30 protein-coding genes are annotated in these 25,854 nt (G+C 54.5%); 16 read left to right on the top strand and 14 right to left on the bottom strand.

Annotation, left to right across the window (positions count from 1 at the left end):
- The first annotated feature begins 30 nt into the window (after nucleotides 1-30).
- Nucleotides 31-1,314 (top strand): YeaH/YhbH family protein, encoded by a 1,284-nt coding sequence (locus tag C6A40_RS05435; protein ID WP_023292702.1) that lies wholly within the window; start codon nucleotides 31-33, stop codon nucleotides 1,312-1,314.
- A gap of 99 nt (nucleotides 1,315-1,413) precedes the next feature.
- Nucleotides 1,414-1,914: a YbaK/prolyl-tRNA synthetase associated domain-containing protein gene (locus C6A40_RS05440; protein WP_008500735.1), complete on the top strand. Its 501-nt coding sequence runs from the start codon at nucleotides 1,414-1,416 to the stop codon at nucleotides 1,912-1,914.
- A gap of 20 nt (nucleotides 1,915-1,934) precedes the next feature.
- Here C6A40_RS05440 and yoaI read toward each other — a convergent pair whose 3' ends face one another.
- The gene (gene yoaI, locus C6A40_RS05445) at nucleotides 1,935-2,039 is read right to left on the bottom strand and encodes a small membrane protein YoaI (RefSeq protein ID WP_010430055.1); all 105 of its coding nucleotides are present in this window, start codon (nucleotides 2,037-2,039) and stop codon (nucleotides 1,935-1,937) included.
- A 144-nt stretch (nucleotides 2,040-2,183) separates the two neighbouring features.
- Between yoaI and C6A40_RS05450 the strand changes: the two genes are divergently transcribed.
- Nucleotides 2,184-2,630, top strand: coding sequence for a DUF441 domain-containing protein (locus tag C6A40_RS05450; RefSeq protein ID WP_008500737.1), 447 nt, complete (start codon nucleotides 2,184-2,186; stop codon nucleotides 2,628-2,630).
- On the opposite strand, the gene C6A40_RS05455 is transcribed toward C6A40_RS05450, so the two are convergent.
- A complete protein-coding gene (locus tag C6A40_RS05455) occupies nucleotides 2,614-3,405 on the bottom strand; it encodes an AraC family transcriptional regulator (protein WP_045336980.1) in 792 nt (263 codons plus the stop codon). The two genes, C6A40_RS05450 and C6A40_RS05455, sit on opposite strands and share 17 nt — an antisense overlap.
- Before the next feature lie 99 nt (nucleotides 3,406-3,504).
- Here C6A40_RS05455 and C6A40_RS05460 point away from each other — a divergent pair, with 99 nt between their 5' ends.
- Nucleotides 3,505-4,692, top strand: coding sequence for a CynX/NimT family MFS transporter (locus tag C6A40_RS05460; RefSeq protein WP_021241045.1), 1,188 nt, complete (start codon nucleotides 3,505-3,507; stop codon nucleotides 4,690-4,692).
- A 31-nt stretch (nucleotides 4,693-4,723) separates the two neighbouring features.
- Here the strand turns inward: C6A40_RS05460 and C6A40_RS05465 are convergent, their stop codons facing one another.
- On the bottom strand, nucleotides 4,724-5,431 hold the full coding sequence (locus C6A40_RS05465) for a CTP synthase C-terminal region-related (seleno)protein (RefSeq protein WP_021241044.1): 708 nt from the start codon (nucleotides 5,429-5,431) through the stop codon (nucleotides 4,724-4,726).
- 101 nt (nucleotides 5,432-5,532) lie between these two features.
- Between C6A40_RS05465 and C6A40_RS05470 the strand changes: the two genes are divergently transcribed.
- Entirely contained in the window at nucleotides 5,533-5,877 is a 345-nt protein-coding gene (locus C6A40_RS05470; protein ID WP_021241043.1) for a DUF488 domain-containing protein, read from the top strand.
- On the opposite strand, the gene C6A40_RS05475 is transcribed toward C6A40_RS05470, so the two are convergent.
- Together C6A40_RS05475 and C6A40_RS05480 are read right to left on the bottom strand one after the other, a co-directional pair.
- The gene (locus tag C6A40_RS05475; protein WP_021241042.1) at nucleotides 5,878-6,183 is read right to left on the bottom strand and encodes a hypothetical protein; all 306 of its coding nucleotides are present in this window, start codon (nucleotides 6,181-6,183) and stop codon (nucleotides 5,878-5,880) included.
- Between the two features lie 80 nt (nucleotides 6,184-6,263).
- Nucleotides 6,264-6,518, bottom strand: a complete 255-nt coding sequence (locus C6A40_RS05480; RefSeq protein WP_008500743.1) for a putative hemolysin — start codon at nucleotides 6,516-6,518, stop codon at nucleotides 6,264-6,266.
- A 309-nt stretch (nucleotides 6,519-6,827) separates the two neighbouring features.
- Between C6A40_RS05480 and C6A40_RS05485 the strand changes: the two genes are divergently transcribed.
- Both C6A40_RS05485 and C6A40_RS05490 read left to right on the top strand, forming a co-directional pair.
- On the top strand, nucleotides 6,828-7,856 hold the full coding sequence (locus tag C6A40_RS05485) for a sensor domain-containing diguanylate cyclase (protein WP_031274981.1): 1,029 nt from the start codon (nucleotides 6,828-6,830) through the stop codon (nucleotides 7,854-7,856).
- A gap of 45 nt (nucleotides 7,857-7,901) precedes the next feature.
- Nucleotides 7,902-8,000, top strand: a complete 99-nt coding sequence (locus C6A40_RS05490; protein WP_014883431.1) for a YoaK family small membrane protein — start codon at nucleotides 7,902-7,904, stop codon at nucleotides 7,998-8,000.
- On the opposite strand, the gene C6A40_RS25485 is transcribed toward C6A40_RS05490, so the two are convergent.
- The 4 genes from C6A40_RS25485 to C6A40_RS05505 all read right to left on the bottom strand — a co-directional run bounded on the left by C6A40_RS25485 (nucleotide 7,979) and on the right by C6A40_RS05505 (nucleotide 11,835).
- A complete protein-coding gene (locus C6A40_RS25485) occupies nucleotides 7,979-8,101 on the bottom strand; it encodes a hypothetical protein (RefSeq protein ID WP_275061030.1) in 123 nt (40 codons plus the stop codon). The two genes, C6A40_RS05490 and C6A40_RS25485, sit on opposite strands and share 22 nt — an antisense overlap.
- 29 nt (nucleotides 8,102-8,130) lie before the next feature.
- Entirely contained in the window at nucleotides 8,131-8,379 is a 249-nt protein-coding gene (locus C6A40_RS05495) for a GlsB/YeaQ/YmgE family stress response membrane protein (protein ID WP_008500746.1), read from the bottom strand.
- Between the two features lie 284 nt (nucleotides 8,380-8,663).
- Nucleotides 8,664-10,148, bottom strand: coding sequence for a sensor domain-containing diguanylate cyclase (locus tag C6A40_RS05500; RefSeq protein WP_021241040.1), 1,485 nt, complete (start codon nucleotides 10,146-10,148; stop codon nucleotides 8,664-8,666).
- A gap of 166 nt (nucleotides 10,149-10,314) precedes the next feature.
- Nucleotides 10,315-11,835 (bottom strand): EAL domain-containing protein, encoded by a 1,521-nt coding sequence (locus C6A40_RS05505; RefSeq protein ID WP_084832323.1) that lies wholly within the window; start codon nucleotides 11,833-11,835, stop codon nucleotides 10,315-10,317.
- A 236-nt stretch (nucleotides 11,836-12,071) separates the two neighbouring features.
- On the opposite strand from C6A40_RS05505, the gene C6A40_RS05510 reads away from it, so the two are divergent.
- Nucleotides 12,072-13,571, top strand: a complete 1,500-nt coding sequence (locus C6A40_RS05510) for an EAL domain-containing protein (protein ID WP_021241038.1) — start codon at nucleotides 12,072-12,074, stop codon at nucleotides 13,569-13,571.
- Nucleotides 13,572-13,861: 290 nt separating this feature from the next.
- On the opposite strand, the gene C6A40_RS05515 is transcribed toward C6A40_RS05510, so the two are convergent.
- From C6A40_RS05515 to icd, 3 genes are all read right to left on the bottom strand, one after another.
- Nucleotides 13,862-14,107 carry a DUF2543 family protein gene (locus C6A40_RS05515; protein WP_023292710.1) on the bottom strand — a complete coding sequence of 82 codons (246 nt, stop codon included), beginning with the start codon at nucleotides 14,105-14,107 and terminating at the stop codon, nucleotides 13,862-13,864.
- A 74-nt stretch (nucleotides 14,108-14,181) separates the two neighbouring features.
- Entirely contained in the window at nucleotides 14,182-14,529 is a 348-nt protein-coding gene (locus C6A40_RS05520) for a DUF1304 domain-containing protein (protein ID WP_045336978.1), read from the bottom strand.
- 77 nt (nucleotides 14,530-14,606) lie between these two features.
- The gene (icd, locus tag C6A40_RS05525) at nucleotides 14,607-15,857 is read right to left on the bottom strand and encodes an NADP-dependent isocitrate dehydrogenase (protein ID WP_023292761.1); all 1,251 of its coding nucleotides are present in this window, start codon (nucleotides 15,855-15,857) and stop codon (nucleotides 14,607-14,609) included.
- 117 nt (nucleotides 15,858-15,974) lie between these two features.
- On the opposite strand from icd, the gene rluE reads away from it, so the two are divergent.
- From rluE to C6A40_RS05565, 8 genes are all read left to right on the top strand, one after another.
- Nucleotides 15,975-16,628: a 23S rRNA pseudouridine(2457) synthase RluE gene (gene rluE / locus C6A40_RS05530; RefSeq protein ID WP_114191246.1), complete on the top strand. Its 654-nt coding sequence runs from the start codon at nucleotides 15,975-15,977 to the stop codon at nucleotides 16,626-16,628.
- Between the two features lie 9 nt (nucleotides 16,629-16,637).
- Nucleotides 16,638-17,111, top strand: a complete 474-nt coding sequence (locus tag C6A40_RS05535) for an NUDIX hydrolase (protein WP_023327130.1) — start codon at nucleotides 16,638-16,640, stop codon at nucleotides 17,109-17,111.
- A gap of 40 nt (nucleotides 17,112-17,151) precedes the next feature.
- The gene (gene mnmA, locus C6A40_RS05540) at nucleotides 17,152-18,264 is read left to right on the top strand and encodes a tRNA 2-thiouridine(34) synthase MnmA (protein WP_021241033.1); all 1,113 of its coding nucleotides are present in this window, start codon (nucleotides 17,152-17,154) and stop codon (nucleotides 18,262-18,264) included.
- Between the two features lie 28 nt (nucleotides 18,265-18,292).
- Nucleotides 18,293-18,922, top strand: a complete 630-nt coding sequence (gene hflD, locus C6A40_RS05545; RefSeq protein WP_008500756.1) for a high frequency lysogenization protein HflD — start codon at nucleotides 18,293-18,295, stop codon at nucleotides 18,920-18,922.
- Between the two features lie 19 nt (nucleotides 18,923-18,941).
- Entirely contained in the window at nucleotides 18,942-20,312 is a 1,371-nt protein-coding gene (gene purB / locus C6A40_RS05550; protein ID WP_008500757.1) for an adenylosuccinate lyase, read from the top strand.
- A 123-nt stretch (nucleotides 20,313-20,435) separates the two neighbouring features.
- On the top strand, nucleotides 20,436-21,107 hold the full coding sequence (phoP, locus tag C6A40_RS05555) for a two-component system response regulator PhoP (RefSeq protein ID WP_025911763.1): 672 nt from the start codon (nucleotides 20,436-20,438) through the stop codon (nucleotides 21,105-21,107).
- Nucleotides 21,108-22,571, top strand: coding sequence for a two-component system sensor histidine kinase PhoQ (phoQ, locus tag C6A40_RS05560; RefSeq protein WP_008500759.1), 1,464 nt, complete (start codon nucleotides 21,108-21,110; stop codon nucleotides 22,569-22,571). It abuts the gene before it with no gap.
- Between the two features lie 91 nt (nucleotides 22,572-22,662).
- Nucleotides 22,663-23,784: a ribosomal protein uL16 3-hydroxylase gene (locus C6A40_RS05565; protein WP_032663761.1), complete on the top strand. Its 1,122-nt coding sequence runs from the start codon at nucleotides 22,663-22,665 to the stop codon at nucleotides 23,782-23,784.
- Nucleotides 23,785-23,874: 90 nt separating this feature from the next.
- On the opposite strand, the gene C6A40_RS05570 is transcribed toward C6A40_RS05565, so the two are convergent.
- Nucleotides 23,875-24,366 carry an REP-associated tyrosine transposase gene (locus tag C6A40_RS05570; protein ID WP_045336974.1) on the bottom strand — a complete coding sequence of 164 codons (492 nt, stop codon included), beginning with the start codon at nucleotides 24,364-24,366 and terminating at the stop codon, nucleotides 23,875-23,877.
- Between the two features lie 95 nt (nucleotides 24,367-24,461).
- The gene (gene pepT / locus C6A40_RS05575; protein ID WP_021241029.1) at nucleotides 24,462-25,685 is read right to left on the bottom strand and encodes a peptidase T; all 1,224 of its coding nucleotides are present in this window, start codon (nucleotides 25,683-25,685) and stop codon (nucleotides 24,462-24,464) included.
- Nucleotides 25,686-25,854: the final 169 nt, after the last annotated feature.

Here is a 25,854-nt window from a genome sequence, read left to right on the forward strand (position 1 = left end):
GCAAGTTGGCAAATGCAGTACGGGGGGTATATGACCTGGTTTATTGACCGGCGTCTTAACGGCAAAAACAAGAGCACGGTGAACCGCCAGCGCTTCTTGCGTCGTTATAAAGCGCAAATTAAACAGTCTATCTCCGAGGCCATCAACAAACGCTCGGTGACCGACGTCGACAGCGGCGAGTCTGTCTCCATCCCCACCGATGACATCAGCGAACCGATGTTTCATCAGGGGCGAGGCGGCCTGCGCCATCGCGTACACCCAGGTAATGACCACTTCGTTCAGAACGACAGAATTGAGCGCCCTCAGGGCGGCGGCGGTGGTTCAGGAAGCGGTCAGGGACAGGCCAGCCAGGACGGTGAAGGTCAGGACGAATTTGTCTTCCAGATCTCAAAAGATGAATATCTCGACCTGCTGTTCGAAGACCTGGCGCTGCCGAATCTGAAAAAGAATCAGCATCGTCAGCTTAATGAATATAAAACCCACCGCGCGGGCTATACAGCCAACGGCGTGCCCGCCAACATCAGCGTCGTGCGTTCGTTGCAGAACTCGCTGGCGCGACGCACGGCCATGACGGCAGGCAAACGTCGCGAACTGCGCGAGCTGGAGAGCAGCCTGAAGGTGGTGGAAAATACGGAACCGGCGCAACTGCTGGAAGAGGAGCGCCTGCGTAAAGAGATTGCAGAGCTGAGGGCGAAGATCGAACGGGTCCCGTTTATCGACACCTTTGACCTGCGCTACAAGAACTACGAAAAACGCCCTGAGCCCTCCAGCCAGGCGGTGATGTTCTGTCTGATGGACGTGTCCGGCTCGATGGACCAGGCCACGAAGGATATGGCGAAGCGTTTTTATATCCTGCTCTACCTGTTCCTGAGCAGAACCTATAAGAACGTCGAGGTGGTCTATATCCGTCACCATACTCAGGCAAAAGAAGTGGATGAACATGAGTTCTTCTACTCGCAGGAAACCGGGGGCACCATCGTCTCGAGCGCGCTGAAGCTGATGGATGAAGTGGTCAAAGAGCGCTACGACCCGGCACAGTGGAACATTTATGCCGCGCAGGCGTCGGATGGCGATAACTGGGCCGACGACTCGCCGCTGTGTCACGAGATTCTGGCGAAGAAAATTCTGCCGGTCGTGCGTTACTACAGCTATATCGAAATCACCCGTCGTGCGCACCAGACCCTGTGGCGGGAGTATGAGCATCTGCAGTCGATGTTCGATAATTTTGCCATGCAGCATATCCGTGACCAGGATGACATTTATCCGGTGTTCAGGGAGCTGTTCCACAAGCAGTCTGCTACCAGCAACGCATAATCCCACAGCCAGCGAACCCGCTGGCTGTTTTCTTTCGACCCCGTTCATCCCGTGCTAATGTAGACCCCTGCATACTGGATTATCACCGGGAAAATCGTTATGACTGATGACGTTATTGGAACAGGAACCCACCAGCAGCTCATTACCTTACTCACCGAGCAGGGCGCGCGTTTTCGCGTCATGGAGCACGAGGCGGTCGGGAAATGTGAAGCGGTAAGTGAAATTCGCGGAACCGACCTGCGGCAAGGCGCTAAAGCCCTGGTCTGCAAGGTGAAGGGAAACGGCGTAAAGAAACATGTTCTGGCGATCCTCGCCGCCGACCTGCAGGCTGACCTGAGCCAGCTTGCCAGCCATTTTGGCGGGCTAAAGGCCTCCCTCGCCAGCCCTGCCGAAGTCGATGCCCTGACCGCCTGCGTTTTCGGCGCTATCCCGCCCTTTAGCTTCCATCCTGACCTGGCGCTGGTTGCGGACCCGCTGCTGTTCGAGCGCTTTGACGAAATCGCGTTTAACGCCGGCCTGCTGGAGAAATCCGTGATTATGGATACCCAGGATTACCTGCGCATCGCCCGTCCTGAGCTCGTCACCTTCCATAAAGCCTAACTGCAACGGCTGACGCCCTGTCAGCCTTTTCGTTCCAGGAACAGCACGGAGGCAACAAGAATAACGGCAATAGCGAAAAACGATGAGGAGATAATCAGCGTTTCCACAAACATGTGATCGTTCATGATGGCGACCCTTTAGCGATATCTGCTTTCGTTTTAATCCGCGTAAATGACAAGGTTATGACAACGATAAAATCTTTTTAACACTGTTCTCTGCCGCGTTTGCGCGTACAGTAAACAGGACCATTATTCTGGCAAGGATTCCCTATGTTTGACCCTACTCTGCTCATTCTTCTGGCACTCGCCGCGCTCGGCTTTATCAGCCATAACACCACCGTCGCCATCTCGATTCTGGTGCTGATTATTGTGCGCGTGACCCCGTTAAATACCTTTTTCCCGTGGATAGAAAAACAAGGCCTCACCATCGGGATCATCATCTTAACCATCGGGGTAATGGCGCCCATCGCCAGCGGCACGCTTCCCGCCTCCACGCTGCTGCATTCGTTTGTAAACTGGAAATCGCTGGTGGCGATCGCGGTGGGGATATTTGTGTCGTGGCTGGGCGGACGCGGCGTCACGCTGATGAGCAGCCAGCCCTCGCTGGTGGCGGGTCTGCTGGTGGGCACCGTGCTGGGCGTGGCGCTCTTTCGCGGCGTGCCGGTCGGCCCGCTGATTGCGGCAGGCCTTGTCTCGCTGTTTATCGGGAAGTCGTAGTCAGGCTGGCCATATAACGCACCGGCGTCTGGCCCAGTCCCTTCCTGAACATGGTGATAAACGCGGTGGTCGAGTCATAGCCCAGTGACTGGGCCACCTGCTGCACCGATTTGCCGCTTATTAAATGCTGTAACGCCACAATCAGCTGCAGCTGATGACGCCAGCGGCGGAAGCTTAGACCGGTCTCTTTCACCACCAGCCGCGCCAGATTGCGCTCGCTCATGGCGAAGTGGCTCGCCCACTGCGTTAGCGTCTGCCAGGCGGCGGGCTCTTCCGCCATCTTCTCGCTCATCAGCCTGATTTTGGGATGGGGCGACACGGGCAGCTGCAGATGCTCCTGTCGCTGGAGCGGCAGCTCGTCAAACAGGACGTCCACCAGACGCGAGGTGGCCGCGAGCTGCAGCTGTTCACGTGATTTTTCCGCGAGCGATAAAATCAGCTCCCGCACCAGGGGGGAGATTTTCAGGGTACAGCAGCGCTCGGGCAGGCTGGCAGCCCCCGGCTCAATGAACAGAAAGCAGAGCTGCGCGCCCGGCGTGGCCCTGTTACTGTGCGGCATCTGTCCAGGGATCCAGACGGCATACTGGGGCGGCACCATCAGCATGGCATTTTCCACTTCACAGGTGATTGCGCCGCCGAGGGCCAGAATCAGCTGCCCCTTACGGTGGTGATGAAGCGGAATATATTGTTCCTCCGCCACTACCTGAATGCGAAATGCGACGGCCGCATCGTACTGGCTATCTGGATCGTAGCCTTCCAGTCCCAGACCAATCATCAGTTTGTCCGATATGAGCGATAAACTGTCATTTTAGCCTGATTTCAACCGCTGAGAAAATCGGTATTGTGTGCGCTCGCTTGAACGTATGAGAACATAATGACTACTGCTATTCGCACCTCAGGAAAACACGGCGCGCTGTTGATTGCAGGCATCCTGATGATTGCCACCACGCTTCGCGTCACCTTTACTGGCGCAGCGCCGCTGCTCGATACCATTCGTCTTGATTATGGCTTAAGCACGGCGCAAACCGGTCTGCTGACCACCCTGCCCCTGCTGGCTTTCGCCCTCGTCTCGCCGCTCGCCGCAGGCGTTGCCCGGCGTATCGGCATGGAGCGCAGTCTGTTTATCGCCCTGCTGCTCATTTGCGCCGGGATTGCCGTTCGCTCGCTGCCTTCCGCCGCTTTGCTTTTCATCGGAACGGCGATCGTCGGCTGCGGTATTGCGCTCGGGAACGTGCTGTTACCGGGATTAATTAAGCGTGATTTTCCGGGCCAGGTGGCGAAGCTCACCGGCGCCTATTCCCTGACGATGGGCGTCTCGGCGGCGTTTGGCTCAGCGATGATCGTTCCCCTTGCACAGGGGAGCGCGGGCTGGCATGGCGCGCTGCTGATGCTGATGGCGTTTCCGCTGGTCGCACTGCTGCTCTGGCTGCCGCAGTGGCGTCAGAAACACGTCGCAACGGTAACGGGCGCAGGCGCGCTGCAAAACCGTGCGCTCTGGCGCTCGGCCCTCGCCTGGCAGGTAACGCTCTTTTTAGGAATTAACTCGCTGATCTACTACGTCATCATCGGCTGGCTGCCGGCGATATTGCTGAGCCACGGCTACAGCGAAGCGCAGGCTGGCTCGGTGCACGGTCTGTTGCAGCTGGCCACGGCCGTGCCGGGACTCGCCGTTCCGCTGATCCTCCACCGCCTGAAAGATCAGCGAGCGATCGCAGGCTTAGTGGCCCTGATGTGCGCGATAAGCGCGGCAGGATTATGGTTTATGCCCGGAATGGCGGTGATGTGGACGCTGATGTTTGGCTTTGGCACAGGGGCAACAATGATCCTCGGCCTGACGTTCATCGGCCTGCGCGCCAGCTCTGCGCACCAGGCGGCGGCGCTCTCCGGAATGGCACAGTCGATTGGCTACCTGCTTGCCGCCTGCGGCCCGCCGCTGATGGGGAAAATTCACGATACCGCAGGAGACTGGCAAATCCCGCTTCTGGGCTGTGCGCTGGCCGCTGTGATAATGGCTATCTGCGGTGTGTTAGCCGGGCGAGACCGGGAGATCGCGCCCCGTTAAATCCTGAGGCAGACCAACGGGTCTGCCTTTTTTACCCGCGCGCTGCGCGCAGCATCGCCTGCACCAGCACGACCGGGCGTCCTTCCAGCGCGGCACGTTCATGCTGGAATAAGGTGATCACGAAGAACGGGTGCGTCACCAGCTCCGCGGCACGAATTTCACCCTGATCGTCCCAGCCCGTTACATGCATATCACCGCTTTCCAGCGCCTGCGCAAACGCCGGCGACACGCCATAGTTACAGTGATACCCCTCTTCAATTTCGGGCTTGCCGTACGCTTTGGCGATCAGCGTATTATTGCGCAGCTCAATGGCATCCGTTTTTTCCACCAGCGAGCAGGTCAGCGGCGCAATCACCATGGTGCCTTCGGTATCCGTCTCAGCGTGTGCCGCATCAGCCCAGCCCAGCACGTTTCGGGCATACTCAATCAGCGCATGCTGGAACCCGCCGCAGGTGCCCAGGAACGGGATGCCGTTCTCACGGGCGTAGCGCGCGGCAATAAAAGCGGCCGCCGTGTTTTTATAGGGGCTGGCAGGAACCAGCCAGATGGCATCGTAGCCCACCAGATCTTCAGCGCTTGTTAGCTCCGTCGTGGCCAGCCAGTCGTAATCGGCGGTGAGGTCAAGCACTGCGGCGGCGTCGTCAATGGCCAGCGGGATAGCCTGATGCGCAATAACATTGGGATTGTAATCGCCAACCAGCGCAATGCGCAGCGTTGTTTTAACCGGGAGGTGTTCCATGAAAGGTTCCTTATGCCAGAGTATTATCAGATAACATAAGGAACCTCAGACTACCGATCTTTTGCAATTATCACAATACCTTAAATTGGGAGGGTGGAATCATGATTCAGTGCAAACGGGTCTACGAACAGGCAAGCCCTGACGACGGCTATAGGATACTGGTGGACAGGCTGTGGCCGCGCGGGCTGAAGAAAACGGATCTCGCGTATGACGAATGGTGTAAAGCGCTCACGCCTTCGAATGAACTACGAAAGGCTTTTCACAGCGACACGATTGATTTCGCCGCCTTCAGTCAGGCCTATCGGGAAGAGCTGGCGCAGCAGGCTGACGAGGGCGTGCGTCTGGCGACGCTGGCGCGCAGGCAGACCGTCACCCTGCTCTTTGCTACCAAAAACACGGAGCAAAATCACGCTCTGGTCTTAGCCGACTGGCTGCGCCATCTGTGATCAGCCGATCGCCAGTTCATCCAGAATTTGCGGCGCTTCATCCGGGGTGAGCGGCATCAGATGTTCGGCGCGGACAAACGCAAAGCCGTGCTGGTTGTCAAATGCGTAGACATCACCCGTCACCAGCCAAAGCGCGCGATCTGCGGTGACCGGTAATTGCGTCATCACGCCGTTGACCGGGTTAACAAAACGCAGGCCAGGCTGGCAAAGGCCAAACAGCTCAACGGATTTACCAATATTGCGACGGCCTGACGCCGTGCGGGCGCCAACGATCATCGCCATGCTGCCCGGTTTTAGCTGAAACATACTTCTCTCACGATAACGAACGCCAGGAACTGGCTAAGAATAATCTTAAAGAGAAGTGTATCGCAGGCAATATTACTTTGTCACCTGGCGGGTTGCGGATGGTCGCGACGATAGAGCGTCCATTCATCAATCACTTCGCCGCCCGGTAATTTGCACTCGGTACGCACGCCCTGCGGGCTTTGAACCGGGACCTGTTCCCCGCCTTTCTCCAGACAGTAGACGGAAGCTGGGTTCGCCATACCGATAACGTGCGGCGGTTTCGGTGCATCAGGTGGCGTGGTTTTGGCGGTGCAGGCGGCCAGGGGAAGCGCCAGCGCCAGAAGCAGAAATCTCATCTCATTGATCCTTTTGACGTCATCAGAGTCTAAGGGTAACGGGTCATCGCCACGTTCTCCATGATTTCTCCATTTTAACTGCACTTTTCAGCACTATAGTGTGGCATGTTCTCGATATGACCAGAGAACATCATTCCGTAATCAAGATGTCTTTGCCCCGGTCTCAACAACGGGGCTTTTTTTCTCGCCTGCTGCCCGCCCCCTGCATATATTAAATTTTATGTATTCATGTTTTACTATGTCTGAAGCCTAAAAATTCAGCATAACATGCAGATGCAGACGTCTTCTGCCTGGGAGTTATTCTACGTCATGTCGGATCTTATCCTCGCTCGCGTTTCAGAAACCCTTGCCACCGAGCAATCCCTTGAAAGCCTCGTTCGCCAGCTGCTGGAGATGCTGGAGATTGTCACCGACATGGAGTCGACCTACCTGACGAAGGTGGATATCGAAGCGCGGCTACAGCACATTCTCTATGCCCGCAACAGCAAGCAGATGACGATCCCGGAGGGGCTGAGCGTCCCATGGGATGAGACGCTGTGCAAGCGCGCGCTGGATAGTGACACGATATTCAGCAATGACGTGCCCGAGCGTTGGCCCGAGTGTGAAGCAGCGAAAGCACTTGGCATTACCACCTACATGAGTATTCCTGTCCATCTTGCGGATGGTTCACTTTACGGAACGCTCTGTGCCACCAGCACGGCCAGAAAGCCGCTGAGCGAGCGCGGTGAACAGGTCCTGAAGCTCTTCGCCGGGCTGATCGCCCAATCCATTCAGAAAGAGTCGCTGGTCACCCAGCTCCGCGAAGCCAATGCGGCCCTCATCGCGCACTCCTATACGGATGCCCTTACCGGTTTACCCAACCGTCGCGCCATTTTTGAAGATCTGACGACCCTCTTTTCTCTGGCCCGGCATCTTAAGCGTAACGCCATCATCGCATTCATCGATCTGGATGATTTCAAACTGATTAACGATCGTTACGGCCACGAGGCTGGCGACCAGTTCCTGATAGAAGTGGGCAAGCGTTTGACGGAAGAGAAACAGCAGGACGATATTATCGGTCGTCTGGGAGGGGATGAATTTCTGGTGGCGTCGCTAAGCCAGCCCCACCAGGACGGGGATAACGCGCAGCTTACGCTGCTCAAAACGCGCCTCAGCGCCTGCATCGCTGGCGAATACTGGCTGGGCAGCGTTCATATTATTTATCCGGGCGCCAGCTTCGGCGTGATCGAAGTGGACCCTGCCGCAACCGATCCTGACAGCGCGTTACGCGCTGCGGATGTCGCGATGTATCAGGATAAGAAAGGAAAAAGCAAATCACGCTTTCTCACCATTGATTAACCCCGTACACTCTACGGCGTTACAGAAACCGAAACAGGTGATGGTATGAGAATAGGGATCCTCTTCCCGGTCGTTATATTTATAACGGCGGTGGTATTTTTAGCGTGGTTTTTTGTCGGCGGTTACGCGGCGCCGGGGGCATAAATGCGGAAGACAACCGTCATTATGCTGATCGTTGCCATCGCGGCGTTTGCCGGCACGCAGCTTGGCTCGTGGTAAACGCCAGTACGTAAAAAGGCCGCCATCTGGCAGCCTTTTTCAACGCTTTCAGACCTTAGCTTTTGATCTTTCTGTAGATAAACAGAACAACCAGCGCACCGATCACCGCGACGGCGAAACTGCCGAAGTTAAAGCCATCGACCTTGCCAAAACCGAACAGCGTACTGATCCAGCCGCCGACTACCGCGCCGACAATACCCAGTATTACGGTGACGATAAACCCACCGCCATCTTTGCCCGGCATGATCCACTTCGCCAGAATACCCGCAATAAGCCCAAAGATAATCCAGGATAAAATTCCCATAACTTTCCTCTCTGTATGGTTTTTGTCATTAAATCAACGACACAAAAAAGAATAGCACAGGATTCCAGAAAGGAAATTTGTGATAAGCATCACAATGAGAGAGTGGGGAATTATTCATCAAAAAAATGTACGGGCCACAGAAACTGTGGGGTTGCATCTTTTGTTGAGAAAGATTATCTTTCTCAACACTGAATAGTTGAGAGAAACACTCAAGTATTCAGTACGACATTGCTCACATTGCTTCCAGTATTTCTTGCCCACTCCTGAGTGGGCTTTTTTTATGCTCATACCCCAACAAACGCGTACCGGTTTCGTCCCGCGCGTTTCGCCTGATAGAGCGCCTGGTCTGCGGCAATAATGATATTTTGCTGGCTGCCTGCAATGTCGACGGCACGGGCGGTGGAAATTCCGACGCTTACCGTCACCCGGCCGAAGGGGCTAAAGGCATGCGCGATTTGCAGCGAGAACACATTGCGAATAATCGTCTGGGCCAGACGAAGTGCCTCCTGAATATCCGCATCCGGCAATATCAGCGCAAACTCCTCTCCGCCGTAGCGCGCCACAAGCTGATTATCACGGGTAAGGCTCTCCCTGAGGCTGTTTCCGAGCATTGCCAGACACCGGTCCCCTTCAGGATGACCATAGTTATCGTTGTATTTTTTGAAGTAGTCCACGTCCACGATCAGTACCGAAATCGGCGCGTCATGTGCGGCGCACGTAGCAATTTCCGAGAGGATTTTTTCATCAAAGACGCGGCGGTTGTACAGCCCGGTCAACGCATCTTCTGAAGCGATAATCTTCAGCGCTTTGTTATCCCGTGTTTTTCGGGACAGGTCGGAATACAGGAAGTACGACGCCACGATGAGTATCGCCGTAAACACGAAAATGAGTACCGCCAGCTGAATCGCCTGCTTGCGCCAGGGTGCAAGAGCTTCATCAATGCTGACGGCTACTGTGGTGACCAGTCCGTAGCGTCGGTTTTTCTCATAGGCATAGATGCGCTCGATTTTATCAAACCGTGAGATGGAGCTGGCTATCCCCGTATTTTGTACTTTGAGATATTTCCTGAAGAGCGGTGAATCAGAAACAATCGTGCCGATATAGGTATTTTTAAAGGGATAACGGACCAGCAGTACGCCTGATTGCGTCGTTAAGCCGATGACGCCCGAGTGGCCGATATTAATCTGCCCGTAGAGTGCCAGAAAATTTTCAATACCGAGCGTCACCACCACGACACCGTTAAATGCCCCGGACTGGGTTTCAAGGCGCCGACTGAGGGTGATAACCCATTTGCCATTGGTTCTGCTTACCACCGGCTCCCCAATAAAGACCTGCTGAGTTTTATTTTCCTTGTGATAGATAAAAAACTCTCTGTCCGAGCCTTTGCGTGGCCCCGTGAAACTTTCATGCAGCGCGGTGAAGATATCGCCCTGAGCATCGTAAACAACCACATTATTAATCTGGGTAAGAAGGTTATCCTGATTATGGATCATGTGCTGAATATTGGTCGCCTGCTGCGGGGTCATGCCATAAATTTCGATTATGTCGGAAACGGTAGTAATTAACATTTCACTCTGGCGCATGATCCCTTCAGTATAAACATCCAGGGTGTGGCTAAGATTAGCGACGCTGGTATTAATTTGCTGGATTGACTGCTGTCTGGACGTGGCAATTTGGACGGCAAGCGCCAGCGAGATGATCAATGAGACAATGATGACGGTAATGGTTGTTGTGTAAAAAGTATTTTTCACATGCACGAGCTTTTCCACCTTATCACGCCTGATATCCCTGGCTGACAACTCTTGTCACTGTAACAAAGCTCAGGATAAGAGGAAAATGAATTGCACTTAAGCATACAACAGAAGCTCGTCTTTATTTTGTGTTTCACCGCCAGGCAACACGCTCTATTCCTGATTTTTTACACCGCCTGACGTTTTACAGCATCACGGCCTCCCTGGGCTTAGATAAAATGACTTTAATAAAATCGATATAGGAGACGGGTTTACCAAAATAATACCCCTGCAACAGGGTAATTTCATTACGGTTGAGGTACTCCAGCTGCTCTTTCGTTTCTACACCTTCGGCCACGATACGTAATGACAGTTTTTTCGCCAGGTCAATAACGCAGTCCAGCAGGATCGTTGAGTCCTTTTCCTCAGAAACCCGGTTAACAAAGCTTTTATCAATTTTAATATAATCTATGGCAAGCGCATTAAGACATGACAGCCCGGAATACCCCGTACCAAAATCATCCAGTGCAATGACAAAACCGGCGTTATGCAGCGCGTTGAGGTTTTCCACCAGATGAGGATTATCGATCAACGGTTCACGCTCGGTCACCTCGAGAACCAGCTTCACGGCTTTACCCTGAAACCCCTTGCCGAAGAGACGACAGTCACCGATGAAGGAAGGGGCATCAATGTGTCTGGCGCTGATGTTCACCCCGATATGGAACCCATCCGGTAGCTTCGGCAACAGCGGCTTAAGCTGTGTGACCACTTTCGCCATCAAGCCTTTGGTCAGCGGAATAATCAACCCGCTACGTTCAGCAATCGGAATAAAGACATCCGGCGGGATAAACCCAGACTTTGGATGCTTCCACCTTGCCAGGACTTCAACCCCGTATAACCCGCCGGTGTCCCCGTTCACGATCGGCTGGTAGTAAGGCACGATCTCTCCCTGCAAAATGGCCTTACGCAAATCGTCTTCAAAGGTGGTGCTTTTTCCCTTGTATCGGCGGATCAAAATGCCCACCGCCAGGGATAGCGCGAGAATCAGCAGTATCAGGCTCCAGCCCTGGTGTAGTAGCCGCGTCAGGCTAAAAAAGGCAGGCGGTTGCCAGGCCAGACTAAAGGGGAATTGCGAAGATGCCGTAAGTGAACCCGTCCACGAGGCCGCTTTCCAGCCGGTCACGTCACCGTTGCGCGTAAACATGCTTTCGCCGACAACCAACCCCAGGTCAACGCTGTTTGATGCATTCGCGATGACGTCCTGCAAATGCGCATCGCTGACGCTGACGATGATGCGCCCGCCCGCGATGGGCATCTGGAAGACAAGTACCGGGATGCCGTTCACCAGTCGATTACCGGGGAGCAGCATTAATTCTTTTTCAGGTAGCGTCTCCGGATGAACAATCAATACGCCATTCCCCGGAAGGGATGTACAGATGATTTGCCCCTGCTGCTGGATCATGATGGCGCGCAGATGCGGTTTTAGCGCAGCTTCTGTCCCCAGCGCCAGCTGCCCGCTGCTGGTACACCCCTGCTCCGCAACGCGCTTCGCCGTGTTGGCCGCACTGACGGCTTCCGACAAAATGCTTTCTATTTTCTGGGTGCTTACCGTGGCGGTATGAACGTTATTCATTTTCGCCATCTGCCATAACTGCCAGTTAATAATCAGTATGCCGATCAGAAAAAGAAACAGGGCACTGAGAATAGGGATCATCACGTTGCGCACGATGTTTTCCTTAATAGAATAAACAAGCATGAAGGATCTGAAAGAAGAAACCGTGGTTTACCTGACGTTGCCGATCGCAATGAAAATAGCTTAGCTGAGAATTGTCTTAAAAAACTGATGCTTTCGTATGAGTTCACCCGCCCGAATTTGCTCACCCGGCGTGACTATCAGGCTTGTGCCTTGCCCAGGCTGTGTTAAGATTTATGAATTCAGGGAGCGGACAGGATAACCGGAAAATGAAAAAGCGCATTGCCGTTGCGATCGTTTCAACGCTTCTGGTCATCCTGTCTCTTTATGCGGTCAATGCGGTTATCCTTGGTCAGCAAAAAACCAAACAGCTTGAAATATCCCGGACCCTTTTACATTATTCCGAAGACCTGTCCCAAAACGTGGCGCTGGGCCTTAAAAGCATAACGACGCAGGGGTGTGATAAAACCAGCCTTGATAGCTACAGACAAATAAAGCTTAACAACCTCTATTTCGGCGATATCGGTTTTATTGAAAAAGGAAAAATTATCTGTACTGCTTTTTGGGGTAAACTCGCGACGCCCGTTCCACTTCCGGCGGAACTGCATAAAACGCCGAGAGGTTTTCTCCTCGCGCAGTTTTCAAGAAAAGACTTTTTCACGGGCAATGCGGCCATTTATAATAATATTATTATCTTCACCTCCCGCTATGCTTACGATAAATTCACCCCGGTTACCGCAAGCTATTCTCTGAGTGCCACCACAAAGGACTTTGGCCGGATCTTTTTTTCGGCTGCCCCCGACCTGCGAGCGCGGAGCTGGCTGCACTCCACGTTGTTCACCCTGACCATTACACAGTGCAGCGCCGTGTGGGATTTATGCGTGATTGTAAAACATCACGATGCGGGACTGGCCTCGTTACCCCCGTTTATCTTGACGTTTCTCGCGATCATTCTCTACTTTATCTGGGTCGCGATAACGTTATTTATCTTCCGTATCCATGAAGACCGTTTTTCGCTGGAACGTACGCTAATCAAAGCCGTGATAACAAATACCTTCAGCGTTAACTATCAGCCCATTATTCGCATTCGCGATCAAAAAATCGTGGGTGTGGAAGTTCTGTCGCGATGGCGCGATCAAAAACACGGAGACGTCTCGCCGGAGCTGTTTATCCCATTAATTAAGAAAATCGGGCTGTATAAAAGATATTATGGCAATGTTATCGGTAAATCTCTCTCAGAAATTGCCCCGCTGGCGATTAAGCATCAGCTGATCGTTTCAATCAACGTTGGGCGGAAAGAAATTGAAGACGGACAGTTTATTAACATTTTGCGTCGCGAGTGCTTAGTCAACAACCTTCCCCTTTCCCTGATGAAGGTCGAGCTTTCTGAGAAAGCCGTTTCCACGGCGGATATCCTTGAGGGATTCTGCCAGGAACTAAAATCGCTTGGCGTTAAAATTTCAATCGATGATTTCGGCGTGCAAAATTCAAATCTGGCGCGGCTGTCGCAGCTTGAATATGATGAAATCAAAATTGACAAATCGCTGGTGGATGGCATCAGCGAAGATTATAAGCAAAACATCTTTGTTATCTTCAGCGATGCCCTCGCGAAGTTGAATAAAACCCTTGTGTTCGAGGGCGTGGAAAATGAAACTCAGTATCGCTTTATTGCGAACAGATATCCCGACGCGCTGATCCAGGGATGGTATTTTTCAAAAGCACTCACCCGGAGCGAGCTGGCGAAGCGACTCACCGGCGTCGCCCCCTAACATGAAGCCTGTCCTGCTCGTTTTTTTACACTCGGACGTTTCCATTTTTTCCGCCAAAACATATAGTCGTCATATTCAGACGGTAGATTACCCTGAAGCACACTCTTATTTTGGTTAAAAACGTGAAATTATCCTTAGTTTTTCCAGCAGTACTCTTTTTTCTGATCGTTATTTTCGCGCTGCTTGTCGATAAACCCGCTTCGCCTATTCTGCGGAAAAAATGCATGTGGTCCGATAGCGTGATGCTGAGCTGTATCGCAAAGCATCACCATAACGGTTTTTGAGGCAGGCTATTCATTTCCCCACTGATTGAGGAAGTTCGCAACATCATCAATGCGACCCGCACGGATCCCGGCTTCTGTGGCCATCTCCTGCTGGGCTTCCTCGCTGATCTCCTCATTATTCGCTAAGCGGGTGAGCAGCAGCTGGAAATAGTGTGCCAGCGCGTCGCGCTCTGATTCCGCGACTTGCTCTGCGGCCTCCGTCGCGTACTCATCGGCAATATCATAATATTTCAGGGGGATATCGTTGCGCATAACAGTCTCGTCTCTGGTCAATAAAGGTAACGTCACGAGTATATCGGACGCATTATCTCAACCAAAGCATTGCTTCAGATGAGTAACGCAAGCAGCGCAGCGAGCGCGGGAATGGCCTGCACGTACAAAATTTTACGGCTGGCGGTGGCTGCGCCAAAAAGCCCGGCGATCAGCACGCAGGTCAGGAAGAAGATGGCCACCTGAATCCCGTTTTCGCCGAGCCAGAGGCTCCACAGCAGGCCCGCCGCCAGGAACCCGTTATACAGCCCCTGATTCGCCGCCAGCACGCGGGTGTCGCGTGCAAAATCAGGACGCAGATTAAAGGCCTTGTGTCCTGTTTTGGTATTCCACAGGAACATTTCCAGCACAAGAATGTAGAGATGAATAAGTGCAACGACAGCGATAAGGACAGTGGCTAACATCGGGTTGTCTCCCGCGGGCAGAGGCAAAAAAAACGGGAACCCTCAGGCCCCCGCTCTTGTTTAACCCAGAATCTGGATTACATGTTCGCGATAATCGCGTCGCCAAACTCTGAACATTTCAGCAGCTTAGCGCCTTCCATCAGACGTTCAAAGTCATAGGTGACGGTTTTCGCATTGATTGCGCCTTCCATACCTTTAACGATCAGGTCTGCGGCTTCGAACCATTCCATATGACGCAGCATCATCTCTGCGGACAGGATGATAGAGCCCGGGTTCACTTTGTCCTGGCCTGCGTATTTTGGTGCAGTACCGTGGGTAGCTTCGAACAGGGCGCACTCGTCACCGATGTTCGCGCCAGGGGCGATACCGATACCGCCAACCTGAGCTGCCAGGGCGTCAGAGATGTAGTCACCGTTCAGGTTCATACAGGCAATCACGTCGTATTCCGCAGGACGCAGCAGGATCTGCTGCAGGAACGCATCGGCGATCACATCTTTAATGACGATCTCTTTGCCGGTGTTCGGGTTTTTGATCTTCTGCCATGGGCCGCCGTCGATCAGCTCACCGCCGAACTCTTCTTTCGCCAACTGGTAGCCCCAGTCTTTGAACGCGCCTTCGGTGAACTTCATGATGTTGCCTTTGTGAACCAGGGTCACAGAGTCACGGTCGTTGGTGATCGCATATTCGATGGCCGCGCGCACCAGACGCTTGGTCCCTTCTTCGGAGCACGGCTTAATGCCGATACCGCAATGCTCAGGGAAGCGAATTTTCTTCACACCCATCTCTTCGCGCAGGAATTTAATCACTTTCTCTGCATCAGCAGAGTCCGCTTTCCATTCGATACCCGCGTAGATGTCTTCTGAGTTTTCGCGGAAGATGACCATGTCGGTCAGTTCTGGGTGCTTAACCGGGCTTGGGGTGCCCTGATAGTAACGAACCGGACGCAGACAGACGTACAGGTCCAGCTCCTGACGCAGTGCCACGTTCAGGGAACGGATACCGCCGCCAACTGGCGTCGTCAGTGGGCCTTTGATAGCAACGCGGTAGTCGCGGATCAGGTCCAGCGTTTCTGCTGGCAGCCAGACGTCCTGGCCATAAACTTGCGTCGATTTCTCACCGGTGTAAATTTCCATCCAGGAAATTTTACGCTCGCCTTTGTAGGCTTTCTCAACAGCGGCATCAACCACTTTCAGCATTGCCGGGGTAACGTCTACACCGATACCATCACCTTCGATGAATGGAATGATCGGATTGTGAGGAACGTTAATCTTGCCGTTTTGCAGGGTGATCTTTTTACCTTCCGCCGGAACAACTACTTTGCTTTCCATTAACCTCTCCTTCGAGCGCTTCTGGTTGTTACTGATCTTATGTTAATAAATTGTAATGAGCCCTTCGATAGTACCTGATTGTCCGACGCCATGAAAGGTCTTCGTTATTAGGCTATAATGCGGCAATTGATAACGCCTGAAAATACCATGAAGAAAACTTCTTTTACAAAACACCGGGTTGAGCGATTCAGCTCGCGACAAGCCGCCAGACGACCGCAAGAAACCCAGCCAAAGCGGGTGATTCTGTTCAATAAACCCTACGATGTTTTGCCGCAGTTCACCGACGAAGCCAGACGCAGCACGCTTAAGGACTACATCCCGGTTCAGGGGGTCTACGCGACCGGGCGTCTGGACCGCGACAGCGAAGGCCTGCTGGTCTTGACCAACGACGGCGCGCTGCAGGCGAAGCTCACGCAGCCGGGGAAACACACCGGCAAAATTTACTTCGTCCAGGTAGAAGGCGAGCCGGATGACGAGACGCTGGAAAAATTGCGCAAAGGCGTCACGCTCAACGACGGTCCCACCCTGCCGGCAGGTATTGAACGCGTGAATGAACCGGAGTGGCTGTGGCCGCGTAACCCGCCTATCCGCGAACGCAAATCGATTCCGACAAGCTGGCTCAAAATCACCCTTTATGAAGGCCGCAACCGCCAGGTTCGGCGCATGACCGCACACGTCGGCTTCCCCACCCTGCGCCTGATTCGTTACGCCATGGGTAACTACACCCTGGAAACGCTGGCAAACGGTGAATGGCGGGACGTTACCTCTTAAGGAGTCACTATGTTTAAACCTCATGTCACGGTTGCCTGCGTGGTCCACGCCCGGGGGAAATTCCTGGTTGTCGAAGAGAGCATTAACGGCAAAGCGCTGTGGAACCAGCCTGCCGGGCACCTGGAAGCCAATGAGACCCTCCTGCAGGCGGCAAAACGCGAGCTGTGGGAAGAGACCGGCATTCACGCCGAGCCCCAGCACTTCATCCGTATGCACCAGTGGATTGCACCCGACAGCACTCCCTTCCTGCGCTTTTTATTTGCCGTTGAGCTTAGCGAAACGTGCGCCACAGAGCCGCAGGATGACGATATCGACCGCTGTCTGTGGGTGACCGCCGACGAGATCCTGAACGCGCGAAACCTGCGCTCGCCGCTGGTTGCGGAAAGCATTCGCTGCTGGCAGTCTGCCGACCGCTTGCCCCTGGATGTCATCGGCGCTTTTAACTGGCCGTTTACAGAGGGTGCCAATGGTGGGGGGGCGTGATAGAATACGCCGCCTTGAAGTTCAATGTCGTGAGTATTCCATGTCAGATAACAGCCAGAAAAAAGTGATCGTCGGCATGTCCGGCGGTGTCGATTCCTCCGTTTCCGCCTACCTGTTACAGCAACAGGGCTATAAGGTGGAGGGCCTGTTCATGAAGAACTGGGAGGAAGATGACGGCGAGGAATACTGCACTGCCGCAGCGGATCTCGCCGATGCGCAGGCCGTGTGCGATAAGCTCGGCATTGAACTGCACACCGTTAACTTTGCCGCAGAATACTGGGACAACGTGTTTGAACTCTTCCTCGAAGAGTACAAAGCGGGCCGTACGCCGAACCCGGATATTCTGTGCAACAAAGAGATCAAATTTAAGGCCTTCCTGGAATTCGCCGCGGAAGATCTGGGCGCAGACTACATTGCGACCGGTCACTACGTGCGTCGCGCTGACGTGAATGGCAAAAGCCAGCTGCTGCGCGGTCTGGACGGCAACAAAGATCAAAGCTACTTCCTCTATACGCTGAGCCACGAGCAAATCGCCCAGAGCCTGTTCCCGGTTGGCGAGCTGGAAAAGCCGCAGGTGCGTAAAATCGCCGAAGAGCTGGACCTGATCACCGCGAAGAAAAAAGACTCTACGGGTATCTGCTTCATCGGCGAGCGCAAATTCCGCGATTTCCTCGGACGTTACCTGCCCGCACAGCCGGGTAAAATTGTCACCGTCGATGGTGAAGAGATTGGCCAGCATCAGGGGCTGATGTACCACACCTTAGGCCAGCGTAAAGGCCTGGGTATCGGCGGGACGAAAGAAGGTAGCGAAGATCCGTGGTACGTGGTCGACAAAGATGTCGAAAACAATATTCTGGTTGTTGCTCAGGGCCATGACCATCCGCGTCTGATGTCCGTTGGCCTGATCGCGCAGCAGCTGCACTGGGTCGATCGTGAGCCGCTGAAAGGCACGCTGCGCTGCACGGTGAAAACACGCTACCGTCAGACCGATATTCCTTGCACCGTTACCGCGCTTGATGACGACCGCATTGACGTGCGCTTCGACGAGCCGGTCGCCGCCGTCACCCCGGGTCAGTCCGCTGTCTTCTACAGCGGCGAAATCTGCCTGGGCGGCGGGATCATTGAACAGCGCCTGCCGCTGCCCGCTGTTTAACAGCGTTTGCACACATAAAGGAGACCGTGTGGCGAAGAACTACTATGACATCACCCTGGCGCTGGCGGGAATTTGCCAGTCAGCCCGTCTGGTGCAACAGCTGGCGCATCAGGGTCATTGCGACGCTGATGCCCTGCACGTTTCACTCAATAGCGTTATCGACCTCAACCCCGGTTCGACCCTGGGCGTGTTCGGTGGCAGTGAAACCAATCTTCGTCTCGGTCTTGAAACCCTGCTTGGCGTGCTTAACGCCAGCAGCCGTCAGGGGTTAAACGCAGAGCTGACCCGCTACACGTTGAGCCTGATGGTGCTGGAGCGTAAGCTGAGCGCAGCAAAAGGCGCGCTTAATACCCTGGGCGATCGCATTGCCGGGTTACAGCGTCAGCTTGACCATTTTGACCTGCAGTCCGACACGCTGCTGAGCGCCATGGCCGGCATTTATGTTGACGTCATCAGCCCGCTGGGCCCACGGATTCAGGTCACCGGCTCCCCTGCCGTGCTGCAAAGCCCGCAGGTACAGGCAAAAGTACGCGCCTCCCTGCTGGCAGGGATCCGTGCCGCCGTACTGTGGCACCAGGTTGGCGGTGGCCGCCTGCAGTTAATGTTTTCTCGTAATCGCCTGACCACTCAGGCAAAACAAATTCTTGCTCATTGTTAACCTCCCGGAGTTGCGAATTATGGAATTATCCTCACTGACCGCCGTATCCCCTGTCGATGGACGCTACGGCGATAAAGTCAGCGCGCTGCGCGGGATCTTCAGCGAATATGGTTTGCTGAAGTTCCGTGTTCAGGTTGAAGTACGCTGGCTGCAAAAGCTGGCCGCCCAGGCAGCAATCAAGGAAGTTCCTGCTTTTGACGAAAAGGCAAACGATTACCTTGATAAAATCGTTGCCGAGTTTAGCGAACAAGACGCCGCGCGCATTAAAACCATTGAGCGCACCACCAACCACGACGTGAAGGCGGTTGAGTACTTCCTGAAGGAGAAAGTGGAAAGCGTTCCTGCGCTGCACGCCGTGTCTGAGTTCATTCACTTCGCCTGTACGTCTGAAGACATCAACAACCTCTCTCATGCGCTGATGCTCTCCACCGCGCGCAAAGAGGTGGTGCTGCCTTACTGGCGTAAAATCATCGACGCGGTGAAAGCGCTGTCCGTGGAATACCGCGACATTCCGCTGCTCTCCCGTACCCACGGCCAGCCAGCCACCCCATCCACGATGGGTAAAGAGATGGCGAACGTCGCGTACCGTATGGAGCGCCAGTACCGTCAGCTGGAACAGGTTGAAATTCTGGGCAAAATCAACGGCGCGGTCGGTAACTATAACGCCCACATCGCCGCGTATCCGGAAGTGGACTGGCACCAGTTCAGCGAAGAGTTCGTGACCTCGCTGGGCATTCAGTGGAACCCGTACACCACCCAGATTGAGCCGCACGACTATATTGCGGAGCTGTTTGACTGCATCGCGCGCTTTAACACCATCCTGATCGACTTCGATCGTGACGTGTGGGGCTACATCGCCCTGAACCACTTCAAGCAGAAAACCATCGCCGGTGAAATCGGCTCTTCCACCATGCCGCACAAAGTGAACCCGATCGACTTCGAAAACTCCGAAGGTAACCTGGGTCTGGCGAACGCCGTGCTGCAGCATATGGCGAGCAAACTGCCGGTATCCCGCTGGCAGCGCGACCTGACCGACTCCACCGTACTGCGTAACCTGGGCGTGGGCATCGGCTACGCGCTGATCGCGTATCAGTCCACGCTGAAAGGCGTGAGCAAGCTGGAAGTGAACCGCGATCGTCTGCTGGACGAACTGGATCACAACTGGGAAGTGCTGGCGGAGCCGATTCAGACCGTGATGCGTCGTTACGGCATCGAAAAACCGTACGAGAAGCTGAAAGAGCTGACCCGCGGCAAACGCGTTGATGCCGAAGGTATGAAGCAGTTTATCGACGGTCTGGCGCTGCCGGAAGAAGAGAAAACCCGCCTGAAGGCGATGACTCCGGCGAACTACATTGGCCGCGCCATCACCATGGTTGACGAGCTGAAATAATCCCTTCTCCCCCCTTTCCGCCCGGAAAGGGGGTTGCTTTTCCCCGGTTTACTCAATGTTTATCCCCACAGCAACATAATCAGCGTTAAACTATTCATACTATTTATTCTGGGAGAAAAGATGATGCGCGTACTGGTTGTTGAGGATAACGCATTGCTACGCCATCACCTGAAGGTTCAGCTTCAGGAGATGGGACATCAGGTGGACGATGCTGAAGATGCAAAAGAAGCCGATTATTATCTCAATGAACACCTGCCGGATATCGCCATTGTCGATTTAGGGTTGCCTGACGAAGACGGCCTGTCGTTGATTCGCCGCTGGCGCAGCCACGATGTTTCCCTGCCGGTTCTGGTGCTGACCGCTCGTGAAGGCTGGCAGGATAAGGTTGAAGTGCTGAGCGCGGGGGCAGATGATTACGTCACTAAGCCGTTCCATATTGAAGAGGTGGCGGCCCGCATGCAGGCGCTGCTCCGTCGCAACAGCGGGCTGGCGTCGCAGGTTATTTCCATCCCGCCTTTCCAGGTCGATCTCTCCCGCCGCGAGCTCTCAATTAACGATGAAGTCATCAAGCTGACCGCATTCGAATATACGATTATGGAAACGCTGATCCGCAACAGCGGCAAGGTGGTGAGTAAAGATTCTTTAATGCTTCAGCTCTACCCTGACGCTGAACTGCGCGAGAGCCATACCATTGACGTGCTGATGGGACGACTGCGTAAGAAAATTCAGGCCCAGTACCCGCAGGATGTGATTACCACCGTCCGCGGCCAGGGCTACCTGTTTGAATTACGCTAAATGAGACGGATTTTGCGTCATCTTCTGCCCCTCTCACTGCGGGTTCGTTTTTTACTGGCAACGGCTGCGGTGGTGCTGGTGCTGTCGCTCTCCTACGGCATGGTCGCCCTGGTGGGGTACAGCGTCAGCTTCGATAAAACGACCTTTCGTCTCTTACGCGGCGAAAGCAATCTGTTTTATACCCTGGCGAAATGGGAAGATAACCGAATCACCGTCGAAATGCCGGAAAACCTTAATCAGCAAAGCCCCACCCTGGCCCTGATTTACAACGAAAAGGGGAAGCTGCTGTGGGCGCAGCGCGACATTCCGTGGCTGGTTAAAAGCATTCGTCCGGAGTGGCTTAAAACCAACGGGTTTCACGAAATTGAAGCCGATCTCAACACCACCAGCTCGCTGATCCGTGAAGATCGTTCCCTGCAGCAAAAGCTGAACGAGATCCGCGCCGACGACGCCGAAACGGAGATGACGCACTCCGTTGCGATTAACCTTTATCCGGCGACGCTAAATATGCCGCAGCTGACCATCGTGGTGATCGACACCATTCCGGTCGAGCTGAAGCGTTCTTATATGGTCTGGAGCTGGTTCATCTACGTTCTGGCGGCAAATCTGCTGCTGGTGATCCCGCTGCTGTGGATAGCGGCGTGGTGGAGCCTGCGCCCCATTGAATCACTGGCGAAAGAGGTTCGCGAGCTGGAAGAACATCATCGCGAAAAGCTTAACCCGGAAACCACCCGCGAGCTCACCAGCCTGGTGCGAAACCTCAACCGCCTGCTGAAAAGCGAACGCGAACGCTACGATAAATACCGTACGACGCTTACCGATCTGACCCACAGCCTGAAAACCCCGCTCGCGGTGATGCAAAGTACCCTGCGTTCCATGCGCAGTTCGAAGCTGAGCGTCGACGATGCCGAGCCGGTGATGCTGGAGCAGATCAGCCGTATTTCTCAGCAAATTGGCTATTACCTCCACCGCGCCAGCATGCGTTCCGGCAGCGCCCTGCTGAGCCGCGAGCTGCATCCGGTCGCCCCGCTTCTGGATAACCTCACGTCCGCCCTCAACAAGGTGTATCAGCGTAAAGGGGTAAACATCAGCCTCGATATCTCGCCAGAGATAAGCTTTGTGGGTGAAAAAAATGACTTCATGGAAGTGATGGGCAACCTGCTGGATAACGCCTGCAAATACTGTCTGGAGTTCGTGGAAGTGTCGGCGCGCCAGACGGATAACGAACTGCATATCATCGTGGAGGATGATGGCCCGGGGATCCCGCGCAATAAACGTGATGTGGTGTTCGATCGCGGTCAACGCGCCGATACGCTACGTCCTGGCCAGGGCGTTGGATTAGCCGTCGCCCGTGAGATTGTCGACCAGTACGACGGGAAAATCGAAACCAGCGAAAGTTTGCTGGGCGGCGCGCGAATGGAGGTCATTTTTGGTCGCCAGCAGCCCACATCGAACGATAGTTAACCCGTTATGTGAAAAATGCGAGGATCTCGCAGCCGGGGGGCTGAGCTTCCGTTATAATCCGAGTCAGTAAGAGCCTGCGGAATAAAAAAATATGGATTATCACTTAACGCTTAACTGGCCCGAGTTTATTGAACGTTACTGGCAAAAACGCCCGGTCGTTCTGAAACGCGGGTTCAGCAATTTTGTCGACCCTATCTCGCCTGACGAGCTGGCCGGTCTGGCCATGGAAAACGAAGTCGACAGCCGCCTGGTCAGCCACCAGGACGGGAAATGGCAGGTTAGCCACGGTCCTTTCGAAAGCTACGATCATCTCGGTGAAAACAACTGGTCGCTGCTGGTACAGGCGGTCAACCACTGGCATGAGCCGACGGCCGCATTAATGCGTCCGTTCCGCGCCCTGCCCGACTGGCGCATGGACGATCTGATGATCTCCTTCTCCGTACCGGGTGGCGGCGTGGGTCCGCATCTGGACCAGTACGATGTGTTCATCATTCAGGGTACGGGCCGCCGCCGCTGGCGCGTGGGCGAAAAAGTGCCGATGAAGCAGCACTGCCCGCATCCGGACCTGCTTCAGGTTGATCCGTTTGACGGGATTATCGACGAAGAGCTGGAGCCGGGCGACATTCTCTACATCCCGCCGGGATTCCCTCATGAAGGCTACTCCCTGGAGAACTCCCTCAACTACTCCGTCGGGTTCCGCGCGCCAAGCGGCCGCGAGATGATCAGCGGATTTGCCGACTATGTTCTGCAGCGCGAGCTGGGCAGCTATCGTTACAGCGATCCCGACGTGCCTGCGCGTGAGCACCCGGCAGACATCCTGCCTGCGGAGCTGGATAAGCTGCGCGGCATGATGCTGGATCTGATCAACGAGCCGGAACATTTCCGTCAGTGGTTTGGCGAGTTCATCAGCCAGTCCCGCCACGAGCTGGACGTTGCGCCTCCGGAGCCGCCGTATCAGGCGGACGAGATTTACGATGCGCTTCAGCAAGGCGACAAGCTGACGCGCCTGGGCGGGTTGCGCGTGCTGCGCATTGGTGAGGACGTGTTCGTCAACGGCGAGAAGCTGGACTCTCCGCACCGACCAGCGCTGGAAGCGATTGCCAGCCATCTGGTGCTGACTGCGGATACCTTTGGCGATGCGCTGGAAGACCCGTCCTTCCTCGCGATGCTGGCCGCGCTGGTCAACAGCGGGTACTGGTTCTTTGAGGACTGAGTCGCTTTAGTGCCCGGTGGCGCTTCGCTTACCGGGCCTACGGGATCGAGCTTTTGTAGGCCGGGTAAGGCGTAGCCGCCACCCGGCTTTTCACTTCCGCTCCCCCGCGGCAAAATCCTCAATCTCTCCTGCCCAATCCACCGGATACAACCCTTCAGCCACGTCCCGATGAAACGTTGAATACGGCCAGTCGCTGACTTTACCCACATAGCCGTGCTTCAGCGGATTGACATAAATGTAATCCACATGCCTCCGGTAGTCCTCTTCGTTGCGGATAGTGTGCTCCCAGAATCGTGGCTGCCAGATATAGCGCATGTCGATGCTGCGGCTGAATGTCTTTTTGATATCCCGCCAGCGGGCGGAAAAATCACTGTCCCCGTCCGGTAGGGTCCAGATACAGTGCATATGTTCAGGCAAAATAACCCACGCGTTGATGGTGAAGGGCTTCGCACGCTTAACCGTTGAGGTGGCGGAACGCAGGTTATCGATATGGCGGGTAAGCAAATCGCTCTGACGGTTTTGCAGGTTGACGGTGAAGAACCAGGTTCCACCGGGGACGTAATGGCGACGGTAGTTTGACATGGGCACTCCTTGCCTCATTGCCGGGTGGCGGCTTTGCCTTACCCGGCCTACATTCGGATCGTAGGCCCGGTAAGCGCAGCGCCACCGGGCATTTTTTAGCGTTTAGCGGTCAACTCCGCGATCCGCACTATCACCTTCACCGCCTTTTCCATCCCTTCCAGCGTCACAAACTCATGTTTACCGTGGTAGTTATAGCCACCGGTAAACAGGTTCGGGCACGGTAGTCCCATAAACGACAGCTGAGAACCGTCGGTACCGCCGCGAATCGGTTTTAATATCGGTTCAATATCGCAGTCGCGCATCGCCTGCTGGGCGATATCGAGAATATGCGGATGGGCCATCACCTTCTCGCGCATATTGTAATAGCTGTCTTCGATGATGAGCTCAATATAGCAGTCAGGATGTAATCCTTTACCAACCTTCTTAGCGATCTCCATCATCTTACGCTTGCGCGCCTCAAAGGCTTTACGGTCAAAATCGCGGATGATGTAGTGCATCTGCGCGCTGTCCACGGTGCCTTTGATGCTGGTCAGGTGGTAGAAACCTTCATACCCTTCGGTCTGTTCGGGGCTCTCTTCCGCCGGGACTTCCGCGTGAATTCGCGACGCCAGCGACAGCGCGTTGACCATGACGCCTTTGGCAGAGCCTGGGTGGACGTTGTTGCCGACAATTTTGATCGTGACTGACGCGGCATTGAAGTTTTCATACTCCAGCTCACCGACGCCGCCACCGTCGACGGTGTAGGCCCACTGGGCGTTAAAGGCGTCCACGTCGAAGTGCTTCGCGCCCTTGCCGACCTCTTCATCCGGCGTAAAGGCCACGCGGATATCGCCGTGCGGAATATCGTTGCCCTTCAGCACCGCCAGCGCCGTCATGATCTCCGCGATGCCCGCTTTGTCATCCGCTCCCAGCAGCGTTTTACCATCGGTGGTGATCAGCGTCTGACCGAGCAGCTGGTGCAGCACCGGGAACATCACGGGCGAGAGCACTTCGTCGCCAATGCCCAGCGCAATGTCGCCGCCGCGGTAGTTTTCAACAATCTGCGGGTTCACATGTTTACCGCTAAAATCCGGAGAGGTGTCGACATGGGAGATAAAGCCAATCGCCGGGATATCCCCGTCGACATTCGCCGGCAGCGTTCCCATCACAGTGCCTTTCTCGCTTAACGTGACGTTGACCAGCCCCATGGCGTCAAGCTGCTCTTTAAGCAGGTTTAATAGCTTCCACTGGCCTTCGGTGCTCGGCACCTGGCGAACACCCGGCTTAGATTGGGTATCCAGCGAAACGTACTGTAAAAAACGCTCAAGTAATTTATCCATGCAGTCACCCTCACTTTTTGTGACAACATTATCAATAAGCATCAAAACGCAAATATTGCGTCAGGTCACTTTTATCCCGCAAACGAGAATATTTAATGAGATGGTCACTCCCTCCTTCCCAGTACTATGCTGAGGACAGGCTTTCATTCGGAGAACCATCATGGAAAAC

The organism is Enterobacter sp. GER_MD16_1505_Eko_090 (assembly GCF_003331015.1).
Lineage (GTDB): Bacteria > Pseudomonadota > Gammaproteobacteria > Enterobacterales > Enterobacteriaceae > Enterobacter > Enterobacter roggenkampii.

What these genes read in the sequence shown, in the direction of transcription:
- C6A40_RS05435 (WP_023292702.1), top strand. Translation starts at nt 31, where the DNA reads ATGACCTGGTTTATTGACCGGCGTCTTAACGGCAAAAACAAGAGCACG.
- C6A40_RS05440 (WP_008500735.1), top strand. Translation starts at nt 1,414, where the DNA reads ATGACTGATGACGTTATTGGAACAGGAACCCACCAGCAGCTCATTACC.
- yoaI (WP_010430055.1), bottom strand. Translation starts at nt 2,039, where the DNA reads ATGAACGATCACATGTTTGTGGAAACGCTGATTATCTCCTCATCGTTT.
- C6A40_RS05450 (WP_008500737.1), top strand. Translation starts at nt 2,184, where the DNA reads ATGTTTGACCCTACTCTGCTCATTCTTCTGGCACTCGCCGCGCTCGGC.
- C6A40_RS05455 (WP_045336980.1), bottom strand. Translation starts at nt 3,405, where the DNA reads ATGATTGGTCTGGGACTGGAAGGCTACGATCCAGATAGCCAGTACGAT.
- C6A40_RS05460 (WP_021241045.1), top strand. Translation starts at nt 3,505, where the DNA reads ATGACTACTGCTATTCGCACCTCAGGAAAACACGGCGCGCTGTTGATT.
- C6A40_RS05465 (WP_021241044.1), bottom strand. Translation starts at nt 5,431, where the DNA reads ATGGAACACCTCCCGGTTAAAACAACGCTGCGCATTGCGCTGGTTGGC.
- C6A40_RS05470 (WP_021241043.1), top strand. Translation starts at nt 5,533, where the DNA reads ATGATTCAGTGCAAACGGGTCTACGAACAGGCAAGCCCTGACGACGGC.
- C6A40_RS05475 (WP_021241042.1), bottom strand. Translation starts at nt 6,183, where the DNA reads ATGTTTCAGCTAAAACCGGGCAGCATGGCGATGATCGTTGGCGCCCGC.
- C6A40_RS05480 (WP_008500743.1), bottom strand. Translation starts at nt 6,518, where the DNA reads ATGAGATTTCTGCTTCTGGCGCTGGCGCTTCCCCTGGCCGCCTGCACC.
- C6A40_RS05485 (WP_031274981.1), top strand. Translation starts at nt 6,828, where the DNA reads ATGTCGGATCTTATCCTCGCTCGCGTTTCAGAAACCCTTGCCACCGAG.
- C6A40_RS05490 (WP_014883431.1), top strand. Translation starts at nt 7,902, where the DNA reads ATGAGAATAGGGATCCTCTTCCCGGTCGTTATATTTATAACGGCGGTG.
- C6A40_RS25485 (WP_275061030.1), bottom strand. Translation starts at nt 8,101, where the DNA reads ATGGCGGCCTTTTTACGTACTGGCGTTTACCACGAGCCAAGCTGCGTG.
- C6A40_RS05495 (WP_008500746.1), bottom strand. Translation starts at nt 8,379, where the DNA reads ATGGGAATTTTATCCTGGATTATCTTTGGGCTTATTGCGGGTATTCTG.
- C6A40_RS05510 (WP_021241038.1), top strand. Translation starts at nt 12,072, where the DNA reads ATGAAAAAGCGCATTGCCGTTGCGATCGTTTCAACGCTTCTGGTCATC.
- C6A40_RS05515 (WP_023292710.1), bottom strand. Translation starts at nt 14,107, where the DNA reads ATGCGCAACGATATCCCCCTGAAATATTATGATATTGCCGATGAGTAC.
- C6A40_RS05520 (WP_045336978.1), bottom strand. Translation starts at nt 14,529, where the DNA reads ATGTTAGCCACTGTCCTTATCGCTGTCGTTGCACTTATTCATCTCTAC.
- icd (WP_023292761.1), bottom strand. Translation starts at nt 15,857, where the DNA reads ATGGAAAGCAAAGTAGTTGTTCCGGCGGAAGGTAAAAAGATCACCCTG.
- rluE (WP_114191246.1), top strand. Translation starts at nt 15,975, where the DNA reads ATGCGGCAATTGATAACGCCTGAAAATACCATGAAGAAAACTTCTTTT.
- C6A40_RS05535 (WP_023327130.1), top strand. Translation starts at nt 16,638, where the DNA reads ATGTTTAAACCTCATGTCACGGTTGCCTGCGTGGTCCACGCCCGGGGG.
- mnmA (WP_021241033.1), top strand. Translation starts at nt 17,152, where the DNA reads ATGTCAGATAACAGCCAGAAAAAAGTGATCGTCGGCATGTCCGGCGGT.
- purB (WP_008500757.1), top strand. Translation starts at nt 18,942, where the DNA reads ATGGAATTATCCTCACTGACCGCCGTATCCCCTGTCGATGGACGCTAC.
- phoP (WP_025911763.1), top strand. Translation starts at nt 20,436, where the DNA reads ATGCGCGTACTGGTTGTTGAGGATAACGCATTGCTACGCCATCACCTG.
- phoQ (WP_008500759.1), top strand. Translation starts at nt 21,108, where the DNA reads ATGAGACGGATTTTGCGTCATCTTCTGCCCCTCTCACTGCGGGTTCGT.
- C6A40_RS05565 (WP_032663761.1), top strand. Translation starts at nt 22,663, where the DNA reads ATGGATTATCACTTAACGCTTAACTGGCCCGAGTTTATTGAACGTTAC.
- C6A40_RS05570 (WP_045336974.1), bottom strand. Translation starts at nt 24,366, where the DNA reads ATGTCAAACTACCGTCGCCATTACGTCCCCGGTGGAACCTGGTTCTTC.
- pepT (WP_021241029.1), bottom strand. Translation starts at nt 25,685, where the DNA reads ATGGATAAATTACTTGAGCGTTTTTTACAGTACGTTTCGCTGGATACC.